This is a genomic window from Bacillus cereus (assembly GCF_002567495.1).
Lineage (GTDB): Bacteria > Bacillota > Bacilli > Bacillales > Bacillaceae_G > Bacillus_A > Bacillus_A cereus_AQ.
In genome coordinates, this window is record NZ_NVAP01000002.1 from 114,520 (window position 1) to 137,122 (window position 22,603).

The following is a 22,603-nucleotide window of genomic DNA, read 5'->3' on the forward strand; positions in this document are numbered from 1 at the left end:
CATGTAAATAAATTGATAGATATATTGAAGAATTTGTATAGTGATAATTGTAAAAAAATACTTGTTACTATCACGAAAATTTTTAGAATATTTTAAAAATAACTTTACAAAACTAGAAAAAATAGTAGAATATTAATTAATAAGAATTTTCTGATAACTAGTTATCAGAAAATTACTCAAATTTAGTTTCGTACATATAATTGGGGAGGATACAAAAATGAAGAAAAAGATGAAAAAGTTTACGGCGGTTGTGGCGCCAGTATTAGCGATGAGTATGGCGTTAACAGCATGTTCTGGATCAGGTGGGGAGAAGAAAACGACTACGACGTCTAGTGGTGGGGAAGATAAAAAGTCTGATATTAAATATGCAGCGAAGCAAGTATTAAATCGTACAGAGAATCAAGAAATTCCGACAATGGATACTTCTAAGTCTACTGATACGTTAGGGGCACAAATTTTAGGAAACACGATGGAAGGATTATATCGTCTTGATAAAGATAATAAGCCAATCCCGGCTGCGGCAGAATCTAGTACGAAAAGCGAGGATGGCAAAAAATATACATTTAAACTGCGTAAAGACGCAAAATGGTCGAATGGTGATCCAGTAACAGCGAAAGATTTCGTATTTGCATGGCAGCGCTTACTTGATAAAAATACAGCGGCAGAATATGCGTTTATTGCCTACTATATTAAAAATGCAGAGGCGATTAATAAAGGTGAAAAACCTGTAACAGAATTAGGAGCAAAAGCGGTAGACGATTATACACTAGAAGTAGAACTAGAGAAACCAGTACCGTACTTCTTAAACTTATTAGCATTCCCGTCATACTATCCGCTAAATGAAAAATTCGTAAAAGAAAAAGGAGATAAATACGGTTTAGAAGCTGACACGACAGTGTATAACGGTCCATTTGTTATGGCTTCATGGAAACATGAACAAGGATGGCAGCTAAAGAAAAATGATAAATATTGGGATAACAAGACTGTGAAATTAGAAGAAATTAATTATAGTGTAGTAAAAGAAGTTGCGACGAAAGTAAACTTATATGATACAGGATCAATTGACTTTACATTACTATCAGGAGAATTTGTAGATAAATATAAATCGAACAAAGATGAGTACGGTGAGTATTCAGAAGCAAGTACATTCTTCTTACGTTTAAATCAAAAGCGTAACGGACAAGATACACCGTTAAAGAGCAAAAAGCTTCGTGAAGCAATTGCGTTATCAGTTGATAAAAAAGGATTGGCAAATGTAATTTTAAATAATGGATCAAAAGCAACGGATCAATTGGTTCCAAAAGGACTTGCGACAGGACCAGACGGTAAAGATTACCAAGATACATTTAAAAATGGTTTGAAATATGATCCGAAAAAAGGTGCAGCAGCTTGGGAAGCAGCGAAAAAAGAACTTGGAAAAGATCAAGTGACAATTGAATTACTAAGTTATGATGATGGAACTGCGAAAAAGATTGCTGATTATGTTAAAGATCAAATTGAGAAAAACTTAAAAGGTGTAACGATTAATACAAAGATTCAGCCGTTTAAACAAAAATTAAAATTAGAGACTGCACAAGATTATGAAATCTCTTATGCAGGTTGGAGTCCAGACTACGCGGATCCAATGACGTTTATCGATATGTTCGAGTCGAAGAGCCCGTATAACCAAATGAGTTACTCAAATGCAAAATATGATGATATGGTAGAAAAAGCAGGTAATGAATTAATGGGTGATGCGAAGAAGCGTTGGGAAACGTTAGGAAAAGCTGAAAAACTATTCCTTGAAGAAGATGCTGGGCTAGTTCCTTTATATCAAACAGGAAGAGCGTATGTAATGAAACCGAATGTTAAAGGAATTGTGAAACACAATATTAGTCCAGAATATAGCTTTAAGTGGGCTTATGTAACGGAAGGAAAATAATAAAAAAAGCGTTTTAAAAGTAGATTATTTATTTTTAAAACGCTCTTTTACTATTTAATTAAATTTAAATAAGTAGAGACGAATAAGAAAAGTGGTACTTACATATAGTAGATGTGGGAGAATTCGTATAGTAGTAATAGATAGGTATTATAAAAATAATAAATTAATTATTTAGAATATTCATAAAAAACTTTACAAATCAAGAAAAATTAGTAGAATAATAATTAGTAAGAATTTTCTAATAATATATTTTAAAAGAAAGTCTCTCAAAGTTAATTTCGTACATATAATTGGGGAGGGTACAAGAATGAAGAAAAAGATGAAAAAGTTCACGGCGGTTGTAGCACCAGTTTTAGCAATGAGCATGGCGTTAACGGCATGTTCTGGATCTTCTGGTGGGGAGAAAAAAACGACTACGACGTCTAATAATGGTGGGGAAGAGAAGAAATCAGATATTAAATATGCGGCAAAGCAAGTAATGAATCGTACAGAAACGAATGAGATTCCGACGATGGATACTTCGAAAAATACAGATACGTTAGGTTCTCAAATTTTAGGAAACACGATGGAAGGGTTATATCGTTTAGATAAAGATAATAAGCCAATTCCAGCTGCGGCAGAATCTAGTACGAAAAGCGAGGATGGCAAAAAATATACATTCAAATTAAGGAAAGATGCTAAATGGTCAAACGGTGATCCTGTAACAGCGAAAGATTTCGTATTTGCATGGCAACGTTTAGTAGATCCAAAAACAGCTGCGGAGTATGCGTTTATTGCATACTATCTTAAAAATGCAGAGGCAATAAATCAAGGGAAAGCGGAAGTTTCTACATTAGGTGTAAAAGCGGTAGATGATTATACACTTGAAGTTGAACTAGAAAGACCAGTACCGTATTTCTTGAATTTAATGGCATTCGCGTCTTACTATCCATTAAATGAAAAATTCGTAAAAGAAAAAGGAGCTAAATACGGTTTAGAGTCTGATACGACAGTTTATAATGGACCGTTTGTGCTTACTGATTGGAAACATGAGCAAGGTTGGAAATTAAAGAAAAATGATCAGTATTGGGATAAAAAGACAGTGAAACTGGATGAAATCAATTATAGTGTAGTAAAAGAAGGGGCTACTAGAGTAAATTTATATGATACAGGTGCAATTGATTTCGCGCTTTTATCAGGAGAATTTGTTGATAAATATAGAAACAATAAAGAGGAGTTTGGAGCATATTCAGAAACAAGTACGTTTTACTTACGTTTAAATCAAAAACGAGGTGGGCAAGATACACCGTTAAAGAGCAAAAAATTACGTGAAGCAATTGCGTTATCAATTGATAAGAAAGGTTTAACGAGTGTAATTCTAAATGACGGTTCAAAACCAGTGGATTACTTAGTACCAAAAGGTTTAGCAAGTGGTCCAGACGGTAAAGATTTCGCAGAATCATTCAAGAATGGTTTAAAACAAGACTCTAAAAAGGCAGCAGCAGCTTGGGAAGCAGCGAAAAAAGAACTTGGAAAAGATCAAGTGACAATTGAGTTATTAAATTATGATACAGGTAATGCGAAAAAGGTTGGAGAGTACGTAAAAGATCAAATTGAAAAGAATTTAAAAGGTGTAACAGTAAATATTAAACTTCAGCCATTTAAGCAAAAACTAAAATTAGAATCAGACCAAGATTATGATTTCTCATATGGCGGCTGGAATCCAGATTATGCGGATCCAATGACATATCTTGATATGTTTGAAACGAAAAATTCGCAGAACCAGATGAGCTATTCAAATTCAAAATATGATGACATTATTAATAAAAGTAAGACGGAATGGATGGCTGATGCAAAAAAACGTTGGACAGAGTTAGGGAAAGCAGAAAAATTGTTACTTGAAGAAGATGTAGCACTTGTACCTTTATATCAAAGTGGTAGATCATATGTTATGAAACCAAATGTAAAGGGAATTGTGAAACATAATATTAGTCCGGAATATAGTTTCAAATGGGCGTATGTAGAAGAGAAATAATAAAGTGAAACTTTTAATCAGGGGGGATTTTTCCTCATTCCTCCTGTAAAAGAAAAGAGCATTTTCAAGTTGCGGTATGATAGCACTTGAAAATGCTTTTTTCTGTGCACTATTTTTTTCTGGAGGAATATATGTATTATAGAAAACTTGAAGGAGAATCCCATGAAACGAAACACATACATCGATTTCCTAGCTTATTACGGAATAGGAAGTGCTCATCCGGGTGGTTTTACGTTAACAAAACAATTGCTAGCACAACTGCCTCTTAGACAGGGAGCGAATGTCCTTGAGATAGGGTGCGGCACAGGGAAAACAGCGGCGTATATGACAAGGGAATTTGGTTATAAAGTAACAACGGTTGAAAAGAATGAAATTATGGTTCAAAAGGCAAAAGATAGATGGTTGTTTGAAGGATTAAATATACAATTGATTCAAGGTGACGTAGAGCAATTACCTTGTTTGAATGCCTCATTTGAGTTTGTACTTGGAGAATCGATACTCGCTTTTACAAATAAAGAAAGGGTAATCTCAGAGTGTTATCGTGTACTACAGCAGGATGGCATGCTAGTTGTTATTGAAATGATTATTGATAGGCACATTGATAAGAATGAGGAAGAAAAAATTGCCCAATTATATGGTATGAAAGAACTATTAACTGAGAATGAATGGGTACAATTATTTAAGAAAGCGAATTTTAAAAGGGTTACAATTGCTGGCGGTGGTACAATTGCAGAAACGGTCTCTAGCTATATAGAAGAACCAGAATGGAATGTATCATCATATATTCCAAATGATTTATATGAGGCATGGGTACAGCATGAAAATGTACGGCTTATGTATCAACACGTTTTAGGGCATCGTATATTTATATGTGAAAAGTAAATAAAAAGAGTTGGCTAAAGGCAGCCAACTCTTTACTATGTTAAATGAAGAATAGTGCAGCTAAAGTGATACCGAATATAAAACCGAATCCGAGTTCAACGCCCCAGCCACAACCGCCACCCCAGCCGCCGCCACAATTACCACAACCACGACCACCACAACCGCAGCCACTGAATCCACCGCCGCAACCAAAGCCACAGCTGTCACATCTACTAAGGCCGCCGCAAAGATCGCAACCACCGTTTGTGTATGCGTCATAGTATCCGAATCCTGTATCAAATGATGATTGTTGTTGCACTGGTTCGATCCATACAGAATCTTTTGTCACATCGATTATTTTTCCTAAATGAATGTGACCATCAATGTCTTCAATTCGAACAACCTTACCGAAATAACGATGACATGTATCATAACATTTTTGTCTATGCATGTTCTTTCCTCCTTCCGCATTACAGTAATACGATATGTATGGGGGACAAGTGCGGCTTGTACGAATGACCTATCTATCATAATTGTTATAGGAAAGGGGAAATATAGGAAAAGGATTATAGTAAGGAGGAAGGAAAATGAAATCAACAGATCAATTTCAGACATACGAAGTTCCATGGGAAGAATTTATAGAAGCACTGCGAGGTGAAATGAAGAAACAAGCAGGAGCGGATATTATCGATACAGTAGTTTGTAATTTGGAAGATGGTTTTGAAGTGTATACATATATACAAGGAGATTTAGAGTTTGAATATAAAGAGGCGCTTGAAAGAAAATATGGAAGTGATGCGAAGACACCTAATGTGCTAACAATAATGCTATTAGCTAGTATTTATAATACAAGCGAAGAGAATATACGCTTGCATGCGGATAATAAGGATAACCCGATTGTTGAAGTGTATGTGAAACAATAAATCAAACTTTTTGTTAAGTGTTTTTAATATGAAAAGTAGGAAAAGTCTGTTTTAAGTATGAAGCTTAGACAGGCTTTTTTGCCTATATAATTGGATAGAAAAAGCTAGAAGGAATGTTACCAAGTGAATACGTCTGTTTACATAATAAAGTTATGGTGGGTTAGTTGTCCTAAAATACAAGTCATATATCTTGTTTCCTCTCATAAATTTAAACATAGGAATTTGTCTACAAAGGTGGCGAAGCCTCATCATGAAAATTCGAATTTGTGCCACGTTCATGTTGTTTCTATTTATATGTTTACCTTTATCAGCTTTTGCAAAAGGAGAGGAGGCAAAGGAAAGGGTCGTTTCACTTGTATATGACGATTCAGGCAGCATGAGAAATAACGATCGCTGGAAATATGCCAATTATGCTTTGCAAAGTTTAGTTGCGCTATTAGATGAAAAAGATAAATTTTCTTACGTTCCAATGAGTAAGCCGAATGATCCATTAAACATTTCGTTAACGAAGGATAAAAGGCAAACGGAAATTGAGGGGATTGGAGCGTGGAAAACGTATTTAAATACTCCGTTTAGCGCGGTAGAAACGGCTATGCAATCTATAAAAAAGGAAGCAGATATAGATGGAAAACGTGAATTTTGGCTTATTGTATTAACTGACGGGGCATTTAATGATTTAGAGAAAGATAAGGTTGGCGGAAAAGAACAAATCTCGCAGAAATTAGCGCAGTTTAAGAAAGAAATGGATGCAAAAAAGATATCGTTACATCCAGTCTTAATTACGATGGAAGAAGATTTAGGACGACAAGAAAAAGAACAACTAAATACGTTCAAAGAAATATGGAAGAAAGAGATAAATGGTGTTACGATGCCGTCAAGCGGAGAAGATGGCATTGTAAAAAGTGTAAATCAAGTGGCAGCATTAGTTGCAAATCGTGATCCATTCTCCGCTGTTGAATCGATTGTAAAAACGAAAGTAGTAGGGAAAAAAGTAGAGATTACAACACCATTTCCGTTAAAGCGTATGACGCTTGTACGACAATCACCTTCTTTGTCTAACTACCAGGTCATACAAATTTCTAAACCGTTACAATTACAATCTTCTTTTTCCATACATGCACCAGGGGAAGCGAAATTGTTCGGAAATATAGTTCATATAAGTACGGAAAATCAGGAAGTTATTAAGCCAGGAACATATACGATAGAAGTGGACCAGGATATTGAGAAAGAAGGACTACAAGTACTTGTTGAACCGGCGCTTAACTATACCGTTTCTACTTATGATAAAGATGATGATAGTCAAAAGAATGTTGAAAAAATGTACGAAGGTGCTATTGCTGTTATTGAAGCAAAGCCTACTGAGTTGCCTGTTCAGTCTTCTTACTTTCAGGCAGAAGTAGAAATTGACGGAAAACAATATCCGATGAAGTGGGACGATAAGAGGCATGTGTTTTATTACGAAACTAAGCTTGATAAAGGGTTAGTACGCGGGAAAGTTCATATGAATATAAAGGGGTTTTATAGACAGACGAAAGAATTTAAAATTGAAGCAACTGAAAAACCGAAATTATCACTTCAAACTGTTACAAAAGATTATGAAGAAAAAGTAACAAATTTAGAGAGTAGTAAACCATTTATTTTACAACCGCAATTAGATGGTAAGCCGATGACAGAAGAAGCTGTAAAAAAACTAGTAAAATCTACTGATGTCACATCTAAACAATCAATCAACTATGAAATAAAGCAACATGGAAATCAAATATATGTTTACCCTCGTCCCTATTACTCCGACACATTCAATTTTACAGATACTGGCACCGTAGACGCTACCATCGCAATGCAGGATTCAAAGTTACAAGTAGTAAAGAAAAACATAACATTCCATATTCAAGATGCTCCGTTTTATGAAAAATATGCGTTGATTTTTAAGTTTGTTATTCCTATCACTTTATTATTGTTAGTAGTAGGAATCATTGTTTTAGGATGGATTGTTAGGCCGAGATTTCACCGGAAAGCACTACTGTATTACGAATGGGATCAAGAGGTAGCAAAAGATTGGCTATATCAATCTGAACCAGAATTACTTCGAAATAAATGGTGGAAACATTATTTTGGTATCCCATTTAGAGCAGAAAGAAAAACTGTGCAATCCGTTACATTGATAGCGAAGAAAGGTTCGAAATCTGTTTTTGTAGCGAAAGAGTCACAAGTAGTTGGAATGATTATTGATGGGATGTTTATAACAGAGGAAGAAGTAGGAATGGAGCATAAGACACTATATCCAAATGAACTTTTATTAATTGATAGAGGATATGGTAAGGAGATTTACAAATATGAATGTGAATAGTAGATAGGGATAAGAGGGAAGTCTTAGCTTTCTTTCCCTTTCTTTTTAAACAAGCAAGAATAGGAAGGTGGTTCACATGACATTACAAGTTCCAACGATATTAATTGGATTAGGTGGAATCGGTAGTACTGTGACGCATCAAATATATGAAAAATTGCCTGAAGAGCGCCGAAAAAAGGTAGCAATGCATGTATTTGATACAGATGTGAATACATTGAGTAAATTTGATCATATTCGAAAGTTTAAGACACAAACGAGTTCGAGTAAAACGCCTAGAGAGTATATTGCAGGAGATCCAACGATCCCAGAGTGGTTTCCGATGGATCCGACCATACTTGATAAACCGTTAACAGAAGGAGCAGGACAGTTACGCGTCATTTCGCGTTTAGCGTTACGTGCTGCGATGAAAGAAGATAAATTGACGTCCTTTTGGCAAGAAATTGAGAAGATTTTTCCGGTTACAAGTGATCAAACGGAATATGGTGTGCGAGTTATTATTGTAACATCATTAGCAGGCGGAACAGGTTCGGGGATGTTTCTGCAAATTGCATTATATTTACGTGAAATGCTTCGAAAAAAACTACAGCATCATAACATTTTAATACGCGGTGCGTTTTTAATGCCTGATGTTTTAGTGAAGACGAGAACGGTTAGTGCGAAAGAATTTGAAACGGTGCAAGCAAACGGCTATGCATCGTTAAAAGAATTACATGCTATTACACTCGGTTCTACTGGAGAATTATCAAAACGCGGCGGTGTAACAATTGAATTAGAGTATCGCCCTGATCAAGTAGATGAAGACGGAAGAACGAATCATACAATTAAACAACATCATTTACCGTACAATTATTGTTTCTTATACGATTACGAAAACCTACACGGACACCATTTGCACAATTTATCAGATTATATGGAACAGATGGCAAATACGATTTATTTACAGTTATTTAGCCCGATGTCCACAAGTCATTTTGCGCAGGAAGACAATCAAATTCAGCAATTGGCAGAATCGAGCGGAAAAGGACGATATTGCGGAGCAGGAACGGCAAAGCTCATTTATCCATATGAACACGTGTTAAAATATTGTGCTTTAAAATGGGCTGTGCAAGGTTTAGATGAATCGTGGCTACATTTAGATCAACTATTTCAAGAGAAGAAGCAAAGATATGACCAAGATGTAAAACGTGGTATGCAGCGTGAAAAACCTGAACGTGGCAAAAGTTATTTAGAGGATTTGGAACATCTTGCTACCCGTCCAGAGCAAGCGCATATTTTCTATAGGCAAATGTACAATGAAACGCGTGAAGGAGCAGAGGGTGGTAAGCTTGGAGTTGCGAAATCTAAACTGTTTTTAGAGGCGGTAGAAAGTTATGTACAACGTACGGTGCAAAAAGATGAGGAATTAAATCGTTTGCAGCATGAGTGTAAAATTTCAGCTGCGAAACTGAAAATGATGGAACAAATGAAAGGTGAAGTAGCAAGAGTGGATCACGCGGTTCGTTTATATGCGTATGCGATTCCGAGCCGTGTACATGAACATGTAACGACACTTTTATATGACATGATTGAATCAGACCGCTTTTCACCAAGTGGTTCTGAAGGACAGTCTTATCAATTAAATACATGGTTTTTAAAGAAAACAGATCCAGTTCATCCAGTAGCAGCACGTTTTATGTTATATGAAATTCGAAAGCAGTTAGTAGAAAAAATGAACCGACTACATGAAAATAATGAACAAAAGCGTAATGTAATTCAAAACTATGATAAAAAATTTAATGTGGGTAATATTGATGGGACGGTAACGGCGGTACGCCGGGTAGAAATTGCTCAACAACAAGGCTGGTTTGGAAAAATGATTAATAATCAGCAACGTGTATTCAAAAGAGAATTTGAAGACATCGTAACGCAATATGTACACAAATTAAATGAATATCGAAAAGAAATGCTATTAGAACTTGTGTATCAATCGCTATATCAAGCAGTTAATAAAATGATTCAATATTGGGAAAGATTTTTTGATAATTTACATGAAACACGTGAGAACTTATTGTTTGAAATTCAAAAACGCAGTAAGGAATTTGAAGGGAAAACAAACCCGACGAATGTATATGTATTAGCTGAAGAGAAGCTGCAAGAAAAGATATGGCAAGATATGCAACAACATTTAAATTTAGGTGTACTACCGAAAGATATATCAGCGGAAATTTATATGAGTTTGTACGGAGAATATTGCCGTGATGCGAAAACAGAAGAGATTCAGTCGAAAAAGGTAGAGGATTTCTACCGCGAACATATATTGAGCTACTGCTATGACGAATTGCAAGTACGCTATCGTGATAAATTAGAACTGAATATTGTTGAAGCATTGCGAAAAGAAGCAGATTATAAGAAACGTGATCGCGATGAATACGTTCGTGAAAAAATTGAAGACCTGTTCCATTTAGCAAGTCCGTTCATTCCGAAAGTTTCTCATCATAGGGAATTACAATATTGGGGTATACATCCTTCTTTAAAGAAAGAGCTGCAAGAGGAATTAATTCAAGAAATGTTTAAAGAAAAAGATACAGTACATGAAGCCTTTTCGCCATTTGAAGTAATCTGTTACCGAGCACATTATGGCTTATCGCTGCAAGACTTTCCTAAATTATCATCAGGACATATTTCGAACGGATTTATGAATGATAAAGGTGACTATTTCCAATCGTATTATCGCCGCGTAAACAAATTAAATAGTAAAAAATCTAGTTTAACGCCGCATTTAGATAAGTATTGGCACTTACCAGCCTTTATGCCAGACTTGAATGCGACTCAAACAAAATTAGATTATGATAAATGTAATCGTGCATTACTATACGCGTATATGTATCGCTGGATTAGTTTAGTTGCTGTTGACGGACAATTTGTGTATCAATATAACGGTGTGGGACGTAGCTTTTTAATTCAGTCGATGGGGAAAAATATTTCAAGTGAAAGTTATAAATTACACAGAGCATTGCTTCATAACCCGTTTATTTATGAAAACATCTTGTCGCGATTTGAAGAAGAACAAGAAAAGGCGATGATACAAGGTGGACATTTATATACACATCCGTTCGTATTAGGAGCCCAAGATGTAAGATGGCTTAGAAAAGAACATGTCCACAACCTTTTAGATATGATTTTAATGTATGACCGTGAAGCGAAGTATGATCCGACGTTAGAAGAAACGTCAGATGAATTATTAAGACTATTCCTTGATGAAATCGAGTTGTATTTCCAAAATTATTACGGTACAGGTGCTGATATGGTTGCCAAGAAAGAGAAAGAAATGTTTATTAAACAATTGTGGGATCGCTCGCATGCGAAAGGATATGTGGATCCAAATAGCGCTCCTTATAAAAAATGGCTAAATTTACTAAGTATTCAAGATGAAGAAGAAACACCAAAAACGAATGTATAATGAATGAAAAGGGAATCCTTAAAAGTGGCAATACAACTTTAGAAAAGAGGGATTCTGATGCCGTTTTTAGGAAGTGTATATCAAATATTTGGGTTATATCCAGAAATTTATTATGGGATGATTTCAGCGGAAATCGCAGAGCAGCAAAGGTTAGAACAGGCGGAAAACGAAGAAACAGAAACAGAAACAGAAGTCTGAGTGTATAGCAAGTATCAAAAAATGAATGATAACACCCTATTTGCTCTTTAAACGCATAAGAGCAAATAGGGTGTTTTTACTATTTAATAATGCCGTTTTCTAAAATTTTAATAGTAGGTGTTACTTTCAGACTAGCTTTTGAAAAAGCACTTGGCCAATCATCTTCAACCTTTTTCCATTCTTTATATTGAAAAGCTCTCGCGTAATCACCAAATCCAAATGGATCAAGTTGTTGTTTTTGAATTTTGTGGATTAAGTCGTTTAAATCGTTGTGTAATTGTTTTGTAATAAGTGAAGTTAATTTCTTTTTATCTTTAACTTTATCTATATCCATGTTGAATGTCATCTCAGATATGGCTATATTAAAATTCATTTTTGTATTAAATCGGAAGTGGTTATCGTTGTAGCCTGTATCAATATTACGTTTCACAGTAAGAACATTTATTGTGACGAAATCGTCTCCTTCTGTCTCTTTTAAATTACCATTACTTTCAACTGAAGTAGAAGGGATTTTCATTGTAAGGGAAACAGGTGTATTAGCTTTTTTTTGCAACATAAGAAGAAGGGCACTTTCATAACGATTTAAGGACATTTTATAAACTCCACGGGAAGTTAATAGGGCGGAACCGGTAACAACAATATCTTTTTTTCCCTTCTTAATTTCTGAAATTACAGGTGTTATTCCTTTATTAAAAGTTTGTCTGTGAAATTCATGGAATGTCGTGAAAACGGTCCGATTATATAATTTGTTCGTATTAATTAAATCTGTTAAATACTCAGGAAGAGTAGGTTTATCTTTAAAGTTATTATAGATAATAGAAGAAATTGGGCCATTCACTGCAACGATACGCATATTTCCCGTATTTTTAGGATCGCGATACCAAACATCAAGGTAAGGCATAGCCCCTTCTTGTTTTAAAAAATTGGTGCTAAATAAAATGATTTGTAACTTTTCTGTAGAAACTAAACCGCCACTTGAACTGTTAAATGTTGCTTTTGCTTCTCGAGGTGTATGTACTTTCGCTTCATGAGTTTCGTATCTTCTCTCTACATCTTCATTAAAAATAGGATTTACGTGGTAAACAATTAATTTCCCTTTTGCTTTTGCGTCAAAACCGTAAATTAATGAAATGGATTGTTTCTCTAAATCGAGACGATCTCCACAGCCAGTCAAAAAGATTATGAAAAAGCAAAGTATAATAAAATGAATAAAGCGTCTCATTTAAATTTTTCTCCTTTTCCAATACTGATAAAGTGTCATGTATAAGAGAAATACGACTGGGAATAGAAAAACGATAAAATAACTGGCAGTTCCCCAAAACTCCCGCAAGGCACTGATTTGATAGGAGGAAGGGATATAAAAGAATAAAACGAAAATACATCCGAATAATAAAAACCAAATAGGTAATGAACTGCCTTTTTTGTTAAGCAATTGATTGATGCCATCTGACGCAGTAAAAATATAGGGAATGCAAGAATCAAAAATAATGAAGAGATAAAATGATAAAAAGATAATTTCAAACCGTTCAAGAAATGAAAAGTGAAAAGGTGTAACAAGAGAAAGAGTAGGCCATAAAAATTTTGTTATACCATCTGGACTAAAATAAACAAAAGAGACAAACGTGACTTGAAGATAAGCCAATAATGTAATCAAATTTGCGACAACAATGCCTTTTTTTGCAGATGATTTATTATTGAGATAAGGATAAAGGACGAATGCAAACTCGAACCCAAGAAACGCAATAATAGTTGATTTTACTGTGGTCAAAATTGGTATCCATCCTTCCTTAAGAAGAGGAAGAAGATAAATCCAATGGCTATCTTTAAGTGGGATAAGTAATAGCAATGGCATCCATAGTGTAAAGAGAACAGTAAAAACAGCATAGCGACTAATAATAAGAACACCTTTACATGCTAGCATAAGCATAGGAAGAGATAGCAAAATCATAATTAAAAACATTGGAGATCTAGGTAGAATCCAAATGTGAATGACATATAAGAGAGAAAAGATTAAGGAGACGGCAGCAAGTGTAGCATATAAAACCCAAAGAAGCATAGCGACCTTTCCTAGCCATTTTCCAAGGTAACGTGTCAGCACATCAAGTAAAGAAGAACCGGGATGCTTTTCCATAATTTTTACGATACATAGACTGACTAAAGTAGTGATGACGCATCCAATAATAATAGACATCCAGCCATCAGTATTCGCCCCTTGTGCAACTTCGCGGGGGAGTGTCAGCACACCGAATCCAACTTGAACACCACTAATAGTTAAAATGTATTGAAATAAAGTGATCTCCCTCTTTGCGCGTTTTGTCACCTATTCTCCTCCTTTTCTTCAATATCTCTTTGCCGGTTATCTTGTTTTAAGTTTAGGGATAGTGGCCGTTTCTTCATAATTTTCCATGGGAAACGTACAAGGATATCTTTTAAATCCGAAGCAAATGACGGAGAAAAAGGACTACCATATGGCACACCAAGTGATTCCATAGAAAGAATATGGATAATGATGATTGCCATTCCAACCATAATTCCAATTACGCCAAATAAAGAGGCGATTATCATCATTGGGAATCGAAGAAGACGAATTCCTGCTGACATTTCCATGTTAGGGATGATAAAAGAAGCGACTGCGGTAATAGAAACGACGATAACCATAACATTACTTACAATCCCTGCTTGAACTGCAGCTTGTCCAATTACAATCCCTCCTACGACGCCAATCGTTTGTCCAACGGGACCAGGAAGCCGAACGGCAGCTTCGCGGAGCATTTCAAGTACTAATTCCATCAAGAGTGCTTCTAGTATAGGAGGAAAAGGAATTTTAGCTCGAGATTCTCCAATCGTTAACAATAATTTAAGTGGAATCACTTCATAATGGAAGGAAATCATAGCAATATAAAGAGCAGGAGCAAATATTGCAATAAATAGTCCAGTGAAACGAAGGAGTCGTATAAAAGATGGAATCATAGGTCTGAAGCTGTAATCATCTATCGTCTGAAAAAAGGATGAAAAGGTCATAGGTCCTATTAATACGCCTGGTGAGCGATCTACAACAACGGCGATTCGCCCATCCAAAATATGATGTGCCGTTGTGTCAGGACGTTCAGTTATAGATAATTGTGGGAAGAGAGTATAGGAATTATCTTCAACAAATCCCTCTAATTCACCGGTAGTAAGAATAGCATCTACTTTGATTGATTCGATGCGGTATGCCATATCTTGTACAACATCTTCGTTTGCAACATCTGCAAGATAAAGTAAAAAAACTTTAGAGGTTGCTCGTTCGCCAACAGTGAATTCTTTCACCTTTAGTTCGCGATTTGGAATATACCGGCGAATAAGTGCGATACTATCACTTGCCACTTCATTAAACCCTTCGTGTGAGCTTTTTATGGAAGTCTCTGTTGTAGGTTCTTCAATACTCCTTTTTGGCACCGCTTGCGTATCTAGTTCTAAAGCGGATAGTTGCCCGTTTATAAATAAAATGCTTTTGCCATGTAAGAGGGATTGTTCAATGTCTACCCACTTCTGAACCTTTTTAATATTTCCTATAGAAACAGAAGATTCCCAAAAATCTTCTTCCTTCCATTCTTTAAATAAGAGCGGACGAAGAATATCTACATTAATAACAGTTTTATCTACAAGTCCTTCCATATATATAAGAGCAGCTTCTTTTCCGTTTTTTAACGGAAAAGCGCGTGTGATTAATTCTGGAATACCACTAAATAATTTGGATAAGTGTTTAAGATTAAGCGGCATAGAGGAAGAAATTTCTTTATTTAATACAGTTTCAGCTTGCTCATGTGTAGAGAAAGATTTTTCGCCCCTTATCCATTTTTGAAAAGATCCCATGTATTCACCTTATTCCTCGTTGAACTTTATATGGGTTATTATGGATAGTTACATACAGACATATGCGCAGTTTAAAATTTATATTGTATATTTGCACGTTTAACGCTATAATTATAGTGTTAAAGATGGAATCGTGATATGACCTGTTATGAATCTATCGTTTTATTTATGAATAAATGGATTGGTATTTTAGCAAGATGTGCTAATAAACTACTCCACCATGATGATAGCGTGCCCAAAATGTGGTGCGTATATTTTCGTGGTGGAGTTTTTTTATTCTCAAAAAGGGGGAAAGACCATGAATGACAACATGGTTCATATTACAATTGACGGAAAAAAGTATACAGCGGAGCCTGGTTCAACGATATTGGGTGTTATTAATAAGAACGGGATTGAACATCCGCAAATTTGTTACGTGCCAGAAGTAGATCCTATTCAAACATGTGACACTTGTATTGTAGAAGTTGACGGAAAGTTAATGCGTTCTTGTTCGACAGTGGCAACGGAAGGTATGAACATTGAACGTGCTTCTGTTCGTGCAAAAGAAGCGCAAACAGAGGCGATGGATCGGTTACTAGAGAATCATTTATTATACTGTACAGTATGTGACAACAATAATGGGAACTGTAAATTGCATAATACAGCAGAGTTAATGGAGATCGAACATCAAAAATATCCTTATGAACCGAAAGTGGATGTAAGTGAAGTTGATATGACACATCCGTTTTATCGCTACGACCCTAATCAATGTATCGCATGTGGTCAATGTGTAGAGGTGTGTCAAAACTTACAAGTAAATGAGACGTTATCTATCGATTGGGAAGCCGAGCGTCCTCGTGTTATTTGGGACGATGGCGTAGATATTAATGACTCCTCATGTGTGAGTTGTGGACAATGTGTAACGATTTGTCCTTGTAACGCTTTAATGGAGAAATCGATGCTCGGTGAAGCTGGATTTATGACAGGATTAAAGCCAGACATTCTTGAACCGATGGTTGATCTTATTAAAGAAGTAGAACCAGGATATAGTGGGATTTTTGCAATTTCAGAAGTGGAAGCATCTATGCGTGAGACTCGTACGAAAAAAACGAAAACAGTATGTACATTTTGCGGTGTAGGCTGTTCATTTGAAGTGTGGACGAAGGGGCGTAAAATCCTTAAAGTACAACCATCTTCAGATGCGCCAGTTAACGCAATTTCCACTTGTGTAAAAGGGAAATTTGGCTGGGATTTCGTAAATTCTAAAGAGCGAATTACAAAGCCTTTAATTCGTAAAAATGGAACGTTTGTTGAATCTACATGGGAAGAAGCATTGAATGTAGTTGCAAATAAATTAGGTGCGATTAAAGAAGAGTACGGTAAAGGTTCTATCGGATTTATTTCTTCCTCTAAAATTACGAATGAAGACAATTATGTCATCCAAAAATTAGCTCGACAAGTATTTGGAACGAATAATATTGATAACTGCTCACGTTATTGCCAATCACCAGCAACGGATGGTTTATTCCGTACAATTGGTATGGGCGGTGATGCGGGAACGATTAAAGATATTGCACAATCTGGTCTTGTTATTATTGTAGGATGTAATCCGACAGAAGGTCACCCAGTTTTAGCTACACGTATTAAACGGGCACATAAATTACACGGACAAAAGTTAATTGTAGCTGATCTTCGTAAAACAGAAATGGCAGAGCGATCAGATGTCTTTATTAGTCCAAAACAAGGAACAGACCAAGTATGGTTAATGGCTGTTACGAAATATATGATTGATCAAGGCTGGCATGATCAGGAGTTTATTAATGAAAATGTAAACTTCTTTGAAGATTTTAAAGAGAGCCTAAAAGAATATACACTTGAATATGCAGAAGAAGTAACAGGTATTTCAAAAGAAACACTTATTCAAATGGCTGAAATGATTCGTGATGCAGATGGTACATGTATCCTTTGGGGTATGGGGGTAACGCAAAATACTGGTGGTTCTGATACTTCCGCTGCAATTTCAAACTTACTTCTTGCAACAGGGAACTATCGTCGTCCAGGAGCAGGTGCATACCCACTTCGAGGCCATAATAACGTACAAGGTGCTTGCGATATGGGAACTTTACCAGGGTGGCTTCCAGGATATCAGCACGTTACTAATGATATGGAACGTGTGAAGTTTGAAAATGCTTACGGAGTGGAAATTGATAGCGAACCAGGTCTTAACAATATTGAAATGCTTCACGCTATTGATGAAGGGAAAATGAAAGCAATGTATCTTGTCGGAGAGGATATGGCTCTTGTAGATTCTAATGCAAACCATGTACATGAAGTGTTGTCGAGCCTTGATTTCTTCGTTGTGCAAGACGTTTTCCTTTCTAAAACTGCTCAATATGCAGATGTTGTATTACCAGCGGCACCATCTCTTGAGAAAGAAGGTACTTTCACAAATACAGAGCGCCGTGTCCAAAGATTATATCAAGTTCTTCCTACGCTCGGAGATGCGAAACCAGACTGGTGGATTGTGCAGGAGGTTGCGAATAAACTAGGGGCAAACTGGAATTATAGCCACCCAAGTGAAATCTTTGCTGAAATGGCAAGTTTATCACCATTATTCTCGCAAGCGAACTATGAAGTGCTTGAAGGGTGGAATAGTTTCCATTGGGGAAGTTTTGATGGAACGAATACACCACTTCTCTTCCAAGACGGATTTAACTTCCCGGATAAAAAAGCTCGTTTTGCGATTGCTGACTGGGTACGTCCAGCTGAATTTCCAGCTGAGTTCGACCTTCACATTAACAATGGTCGTATGCTTGAGCATTTCCATGAAGGGAATATGACAAATAAATCAACAGGTATTCAAACGAAAGTACCTGGTGTTTTCGTTGAAATTTCTCCAGAACTTGCAAAAGAACGTGGCGTAAAAACAGGTTCATTAGTTCGTCTTGTTTCTCCTTTTGGAGCATTAAAATTACGTGCACTCGTTACAGATCGTGTAAAAGCGAATGAGTTATATTTACCGATGAACTCTACAGATAATGAAACGGCAATTAATTTCTTAACAGGTCCTGCTGTGGACGTACGTACGAACACACCTGCGTATAAACAAACGAAAGTACGTATGGAATTGTTAGAAGTTGATGGCGAAAATCCGATGCCAAAAGCGAACCCACGCAATAAAAAACGTCATCCTCAAGCAGGTATTGAGGTTGATCGTAAGTGGGCGCGTCCAGGGTATGTGCATTTAACGGATAAGTAGGGAGGAGAAAAGAATATGGCTGCACCTATTAAAACGATTCAAAAAGAGGAACGAACTGAGGAAGAAATAAAACAGCAAAAGTTAGATGATTTAAAGGAGCTTCTAGCTAATAATGAAGAAGCCCTAAATCAAATGTTTAATATAGTAGGGGAATTAAATGACATTGGAATGCTAGAAGCTGCAAATTCTATGTTAAAAGCGAAAGAGCCAATCGCAAAGATTGTTCTAGGTCAAGTAACTCGTGAGCCTGTTACAAATTTAATTAATAATATGATGGGTGCTGCAGGTGCGTTAACTGAACTTGACCCAGAACTTACGAAAAAGCTTATAGGTAGTTTATTAGTTGGGCTAGAAGAAGGTAATGAACATCTAGAAAGTAATAAAAAAGTAGGGGTATTCGATCTTATGAAAGTATTGAAAGATCCAGATATTAACCGTGCTATTGGATTTGGTCTTCACTTCTTAAAAGGTATGGGTAAAGGGTTAAAAGATGAATAAGTTTTAAAAGTGGGCCTTTTCGTCCAAATGTTCGTACAAAATAGTTTGGATGAAAGGGTCAATTTGGTAAAATATATAGTAAAGTAAATTGAGTGTTTTTGGGGGATGATTGTATGTCAAAAAAAGTACATGAATTTAATGATATGATACGAAAACTTCGAAAGGAACTTTTCGGAAAAGGACCAGAACGAATTCATACTGTGTTTGCTGAAAATATGGCGATTGCAACACTTTATGGGAATTTAACACCTACTGAAAAATTCATTTCAAGTACGATGGATGGTGCGGAAATGGTTCATATGGCTAGAACAAAAATGATTCAAGAAGTGTATGCTGCAAATTCGCGCGAACATCTGGAGGAGCTTGTTGGAGCGAAATTAGTAAATCTATTTTCAGATATGAAAGTAGAAGAAGATATTGCAGTTTCGGTATTTGTTTTTGACAAAAATATCACGTGAGAGAAGGATACTGATCGTGAAACCGATACAGGTAGAAAGAGAAATCTTTCGTTACGAACAAGGAACATTTAAACACATAGAGGACAGCATTGTAACAGAGTTTCCTGTCACCATTAAAATGAACGGACAGGAGTTTGTTACAATGGTTAGTACTCCAGAATATATAGAAGATATGGTAATAGGCTTCTTAGCGTCTGAAGGAATCATTCGGAAGTATGAAGATATTGATAGCATATGGGTGCAGGAGAAAGAAGGATTTGTACATGTAACAACGACAAAAGTAAATCCGTATTATGAACAAATGCAAAACAAACGATATATTACGTCTTGTTGTGGTATGAGTAGACAAGGATTTGTTTTTGCTAATGATGCACTAAGTGCAAAAAAAATGAAAGGTGTCCATGTACAGGTTGCTGCCGAGGATTGTTTTCGGTTAATGAAAGAAATGCAGCAATCTGCGGATACGTTTCATCATACTGGCGGGGTTCATAATGCGGCTTTATGTGATGTGAATGGTATTATTTTAAGCCGAATGGATATTGGTAGGCATAATGCACTAGACAAAATTTACGGTTATTGCTTAAGAAACAATATTTCTATAAAGGATAAAATCATTGTGTTTAGTGGTCGTATTTCTTCGGAAATATTATTGAAAGTTGCAAAAATTGGTTGTGAAATTATACTATCAAAATCAGCTCCAACTGAGTTAGCTTTGCAGCTAGCGGAAGAGTTAGGTATTACGACAATAGGGTTTATTCGTAATCAATCCTTAAATGTATATACGCATCCAGAACGTGTTTTAAATATAAAATAAAAGTGAGGCAATGAAAATGAAATCAGTTACATTAGACAAATTGCAACGTCCGTTAAAGGATTTACGTATTTCAGTTACTGATCGCTGTAATTTTCGTTGTCGCTATTGTATGCCAGAAGAAATATTTGGTCCTGATTACTCGTTTTTGTCTAATGACAAAATTTTATCTTTTGATGAAATTGAAAGGGTAACTCGTATTTTCGTATCTTTAGGTGTGAGAAAATTACGGATTACTGGCGGGGAACCGTTACTTCGAAGAGGTCTTCCACAGCTTATTGAGCGGCTTCATAAAATAGATGGTGTGGAAGATATCGGTCTAACAACAAATGGTTCACTACTGAAAAAGTTTGCTCCTGATTTATATAAGGCGGGTTTATCACGTGTAACAGTTAGCTTAGATTCCTTAGAAGAAGAGCGTTTTTTCTATTTAAATGGGAATAGGAGCAAAGTGCAAAGGGTTCTGGAAGGGATACAGGCTGCGGCTGAAGTTGGTATGAAAATTAAAATAAACATGGTCGTTCAAAAAGGGAAAAATGAACAAGATATTTTGCAGATGGCGCAATACTTTAAAGAAAATAAGCATATTCTTCGGTTTATTGAGTATATGGATGTTGGAAATTATAACGGTTGGGAGTTAGGTGAAGTTATTTCCAAACAAGAAATAGTAAATACAATTCATAAAGTGATGCCATTAGAGCGGATAGAAGCCAATTATTCTGGTGAAGTTGCTACTCGCTATCGTTATATAGGAAGCGATGAGGAAATAGGTATTATTTCATCAGTAACAGATTCTTTTTGCTCATCATGTACGAGAGCTCGTATTTCTGCAGAAGGAAAATTATATACTTGCTTATTTGCTTCTAAAGGAAATGATTTAAGAGAGTTGCTTCGTTCTGAACATACAGATGAGGAAATTATAGATGTAGTACGCGATATATGGAATAATCGGGAAGATCGTTATTCAGATGAACGCTTAAGTCATACAAATAAGAAAACAATACCTAAAATTGAAATGTCACATATCGGTGGTTAATATATATAGCTAGTGTGATAGTGAAAAATGGAGAATTTACAAGAGTTGTGGATTTTCTATTTTATAGTAAAAGTGATGATTGATGTCTCTGTAAAAGATGTGCAGAGAAATTAAGCAGCATTCAAAAACCTTTATTTTGAGGAGGTTTTTTGAAGCTGCTTTTTTATTTGGAGAAAATGGAGGAATGGGTAATGGCATTTCATAAACCGGAACAAATTGCTGAGCTTGTCATTGAGGCCGGTGTTCAAAAGGTAAGACAGACATTGCCAGCGATGCTTATTCTCGGTTTTTTAGGAGGAGCGTTTATTGCAATAGGTTTTTTACTTAACATTAGAGTTTTAGGGAATTTACCTGAGCGCTGGGGGAGTCTAGTGAATGTTTTAGGGGGAGCAGTCTTTCCTGTTGGACTCATGCTCGTAGTATTAGCAGGAGGAGAATTAATTACCGGAAATATGATGTCACTGTCTATGGCGCTTTATGCAAAGAAAATTACATTGATAAGTGTACTGAATAACTGGGTTTGGATTACTCTCATGAATTTTATTGGTGCAATTTTCGTTGCGTATTGCTTTGGACATCTTGGCGGATTAACAGAGGGCGAGTATTTAAATAAAACGGTAGCGATAGCGGAAGGAAAGTTACATGAATCATTTGGGAGAACTTTAATTTTAGCAATTGGTTGTAATTGGCTCGTTTGCCTTGCGCTTTGGCTCGCTTACGGGACGAGTGATTTTGTCGGAAAAATCATAGGAATTTGGATTCCAATTATGGCATTTGTAGTGATTGGATTTCAACAAGTAGTAGCAAATATGTTTGTCATTTCCGCTGTTATCTTTGCTGGTCACCTAACGTGGATGGATCTGGCTAAAAACTTTGTTCCGGTTTTTATAGGAAATGTAATTGGAGGAGCTGGGTTTGTTGGTTTTGCTTACTTTGCTTGTTATCAGAAACAACATTCTAATATGAAATAGATTTCTATGGTTGAGTGGAAGGAAGGGTATGTA

The 22,603-nt window shown here is 36.0% G+C and carries 17 protein-coding genes; 13 read left to right on the forward strand and 4 right to left on the reverse strand.

The window, feature by feature from the left end; all coding sequences use genetic code 11:
- Positions 1-217: 217 nt before the first annotated feature.
- From COK05_RS00780 to COK05_RS00790, 3 genes are all read left to right on the forward strand, one after another.
- Positions 218-1,921: a peptide ABC transporter substrate-binding protein gene (locus COK05_RS00780; protein WP_016080688.1), complete on the forward strand. Its 1,704-nt coding sequence runs from the start codon at positions 218-220 to the stop codon at positions 1,919-1,921.
- 307 nt (positions 1,922-2,228) lie between these two features.
- The gene (locus tag COK05_RS00785) at positions 2,229-3,935 is read left to right on the forward strand and encodes a peptide ABC transporter substrate-binding protein (RefSeq protein ID WP_098611072.1); all 1,707 of its coding nucleotides are present in this window, start codon (positions 2,229-2,231) and stop codon (positions 3,933-3,935) included.
- A 162-nt stretch (positions 3,936-4,097) separates the two neighbouring features.
- On the forward strand, positions 4,098-4,817 hold the full coding sequence (locus COK05_RS00790) for a class I SAM-dependent methyltransferase (RefSeq protein WP_098611073.1): 720 nt from the start codon (positions 4,098-4,100) through the stop codon (positions 4,815-4,817).
- Positions 4,818-4,857: 40 nt separating this feature from the next.
- Here the strand turns inward: COK05_RS00790 and COK05_RS00795 are convergent, their stop codons facing one another.
- Positions 4,858-5,247: a hypothetical protein gene (locus tag COK05_RS00795; protein ID WP_098611074.1), complete on the reverse strand. Its 390-nt coding sequence runs from the start codon at positions 5,245-5,247 to the stop codon at positions 4,858-4,860.
- A 136-nt stretch (positions 5,248-5,383) separates the two neighbouring features.
- On the opposite strand from COK05_RS00795, the gene COK05_RS00805 reads away from it, so the two are divergent.
- The 4 genes from COK05_RS00805 (at position 5,384) to COK05_RS00820 (ending at position 11,703) form a co-directional block, all read left to right on the forward strand.
- Entirely contained in the window at positions 5,384-5,719 is a 336-nt protein-coding gene (locus tag COK05_RS00805; RefSeq protein WP_098611076.1) for a hypothetical protein, read from the forward strand.
- A gap of 250 nt (positions 5,720-5,969) precedes the next feature.
- Positions 5,970-8,066, forward strand: a complete 2,097-nt coding sequence (locus COK05_RS00810) for a vWA domain-containing protein (protein ID WP_098611077.1) — start codon at positions 5,970-5,972, stop codon at positions 8,064-8,066.
- Between the two features lie 76 nt (positions 8,067-8,142).
- Positions 8,143-11,505 (forward strand): tubulin-like doman-containing protein, encoded by a 3,363-nt coding sequence (locus COK05_RS00815; RefSeq protein WP_098611078.1) that lies wholly within the window; start codon positions 8,143-8,145, stop codon positions 11,503-11,505.
- A 57-nt stretch (positions 11,506-11,562) separates the two neighbouring features.
- Positions 11,563-11,703 carry a phosphonate ABC transporter permease gene (locus COK05_RS00820; RefSeq protein ID WP_098611079.1) on the forward strand — a complete coding sequence of 47 codons (141 nt, stop codon included), beginning with the start codon at positions 11,563-11,565 and terminating at the stop codon, positions 11,701-11,703.
- Positions 11,704-11,782: 79 nt separating this feature from the next.
- Here the strand turns inward: COK05_RS00820 and COK05_RS00825 are convergent, their stop codons facing one another.
- The 3 genes from COK05_RS00825 to COK05_RS00835 are packed head-to-tail and all read right to left on the reverse strand — an operon-like array spanning position 11,783 to position 15,558.
- Entirely contained in the window at positions 11,783-12,925 is a 1,143-nt protein-coding gene (locus COK05_RS00825) for a Ger(x)C family spore germination protein (protein ID WP_098611080.1), read from the reverse strand.
- The gene (locus COK05_RS00830) at positions 12,926-14,023 is read right to left on the reverse strand and encodes an endospore germination permease (protein ID WP_098611081.1); all 1,098 of its coding nucleotides are present in this window, start codon (positions 14,021-14,023) and stop codon (positions 12,926-12,928) included. It lies immediately after the preceding gene.
- Entirely contained in the window at positions 14,020-15,558 is a 1,539-nt protein-coding gene (locus tag COK05_RS00835; RefSeq protein WP_098611082.1) for a spore germination protein, read from the reverse strand. Before COK05_RS00835 ends, COK05_RS00830 begins: the two co-directional genes overlap by 4 nt.
- 298 nt (positions 15,559-15,856) lie before the next feature.
- On the opposite strand from COK05_RS00835, the gene fdhF reads away from it, so the two are divergent.
- From fdhF to COK05_RS00875, 6 genes are all read left to right on the forward strand, one after another.
- The gene (gene fdhF, locus COK05_RS00845) at positions 15,857-18,796 is read left to right on the forward strand and encodes a formate dehydrogenase subunit alpha (protein ID WP_098611083.1); all 2,940 of its coding nucleotides are present in this window, start codon (positions 15,857-15,859) and stop codon (positions 18,794-18,796) included.
- Positions 18,797-18,811: 15 nt separating this feature from the next.
- Entirely contained in the window at positions 18,812-19,294 is a 483-nt protein-coding gene (locus COK05_RS00850; RefSeq protein ID WP_098611084.1) for a DUF1641 domain-containing protein, read from the forward strand.
- Between the two features lie 113 nt (positions 19,295-19,407).
- Positions 19,408-19,752 (forward strand): DUF2294 domain-containing protein, encoded by a 345-nt coding sequence (locus tag COK05_RS00855; RefSeq protein WP_000039582.1) that lies wholly within the window; start codon positions 19,408-19,410, stop codon positions 19,750-19,752.
- A gap of 16 nt (positions 19,753-19,768) precedes the next feature.
- Positions 19,769-20,566 carry a formate dehydrogenase accessory sulfurtransferase FdhD gene (fdhD, locus tag COK05_RS00860; RefSeq protein WP_098611085.1) on the forward strand — a complete coding sequence of 266 codons (798 nt, stop codon included), beginning with the start codon at positions 19,769-19,771 and terminating at the stop codon, positions 20,564-20,566.
- 16 nt (positions 20,567-20,582) lie between these two features.
- A complete protein-coding gene (gene moaA / locus COK05_RS00865; RefSeq protein ID WP_098611086.1) occupies positions 20,583-21,599 on the forward strand; it encodes a GTP 3',8-cyclase MoaA in 1,017 nt (338 codons plus the stop codon).
- A gap of 191 nt (positions 21,600-21,790) precedes the next feature.
- Positions 21,791-22,570: a formate/nitrite transporter family protein gene (locus COK05_RS00875; protein ID WP_000863998.1), complete on the forward strand. Its 780-nt coding sequence runs from the start codon at positions 21,791-21,793 to the stop codon at positions 22,568-22,570.
- Positions 22,571-22,603 lie beyond the last annotated feature (33 nt).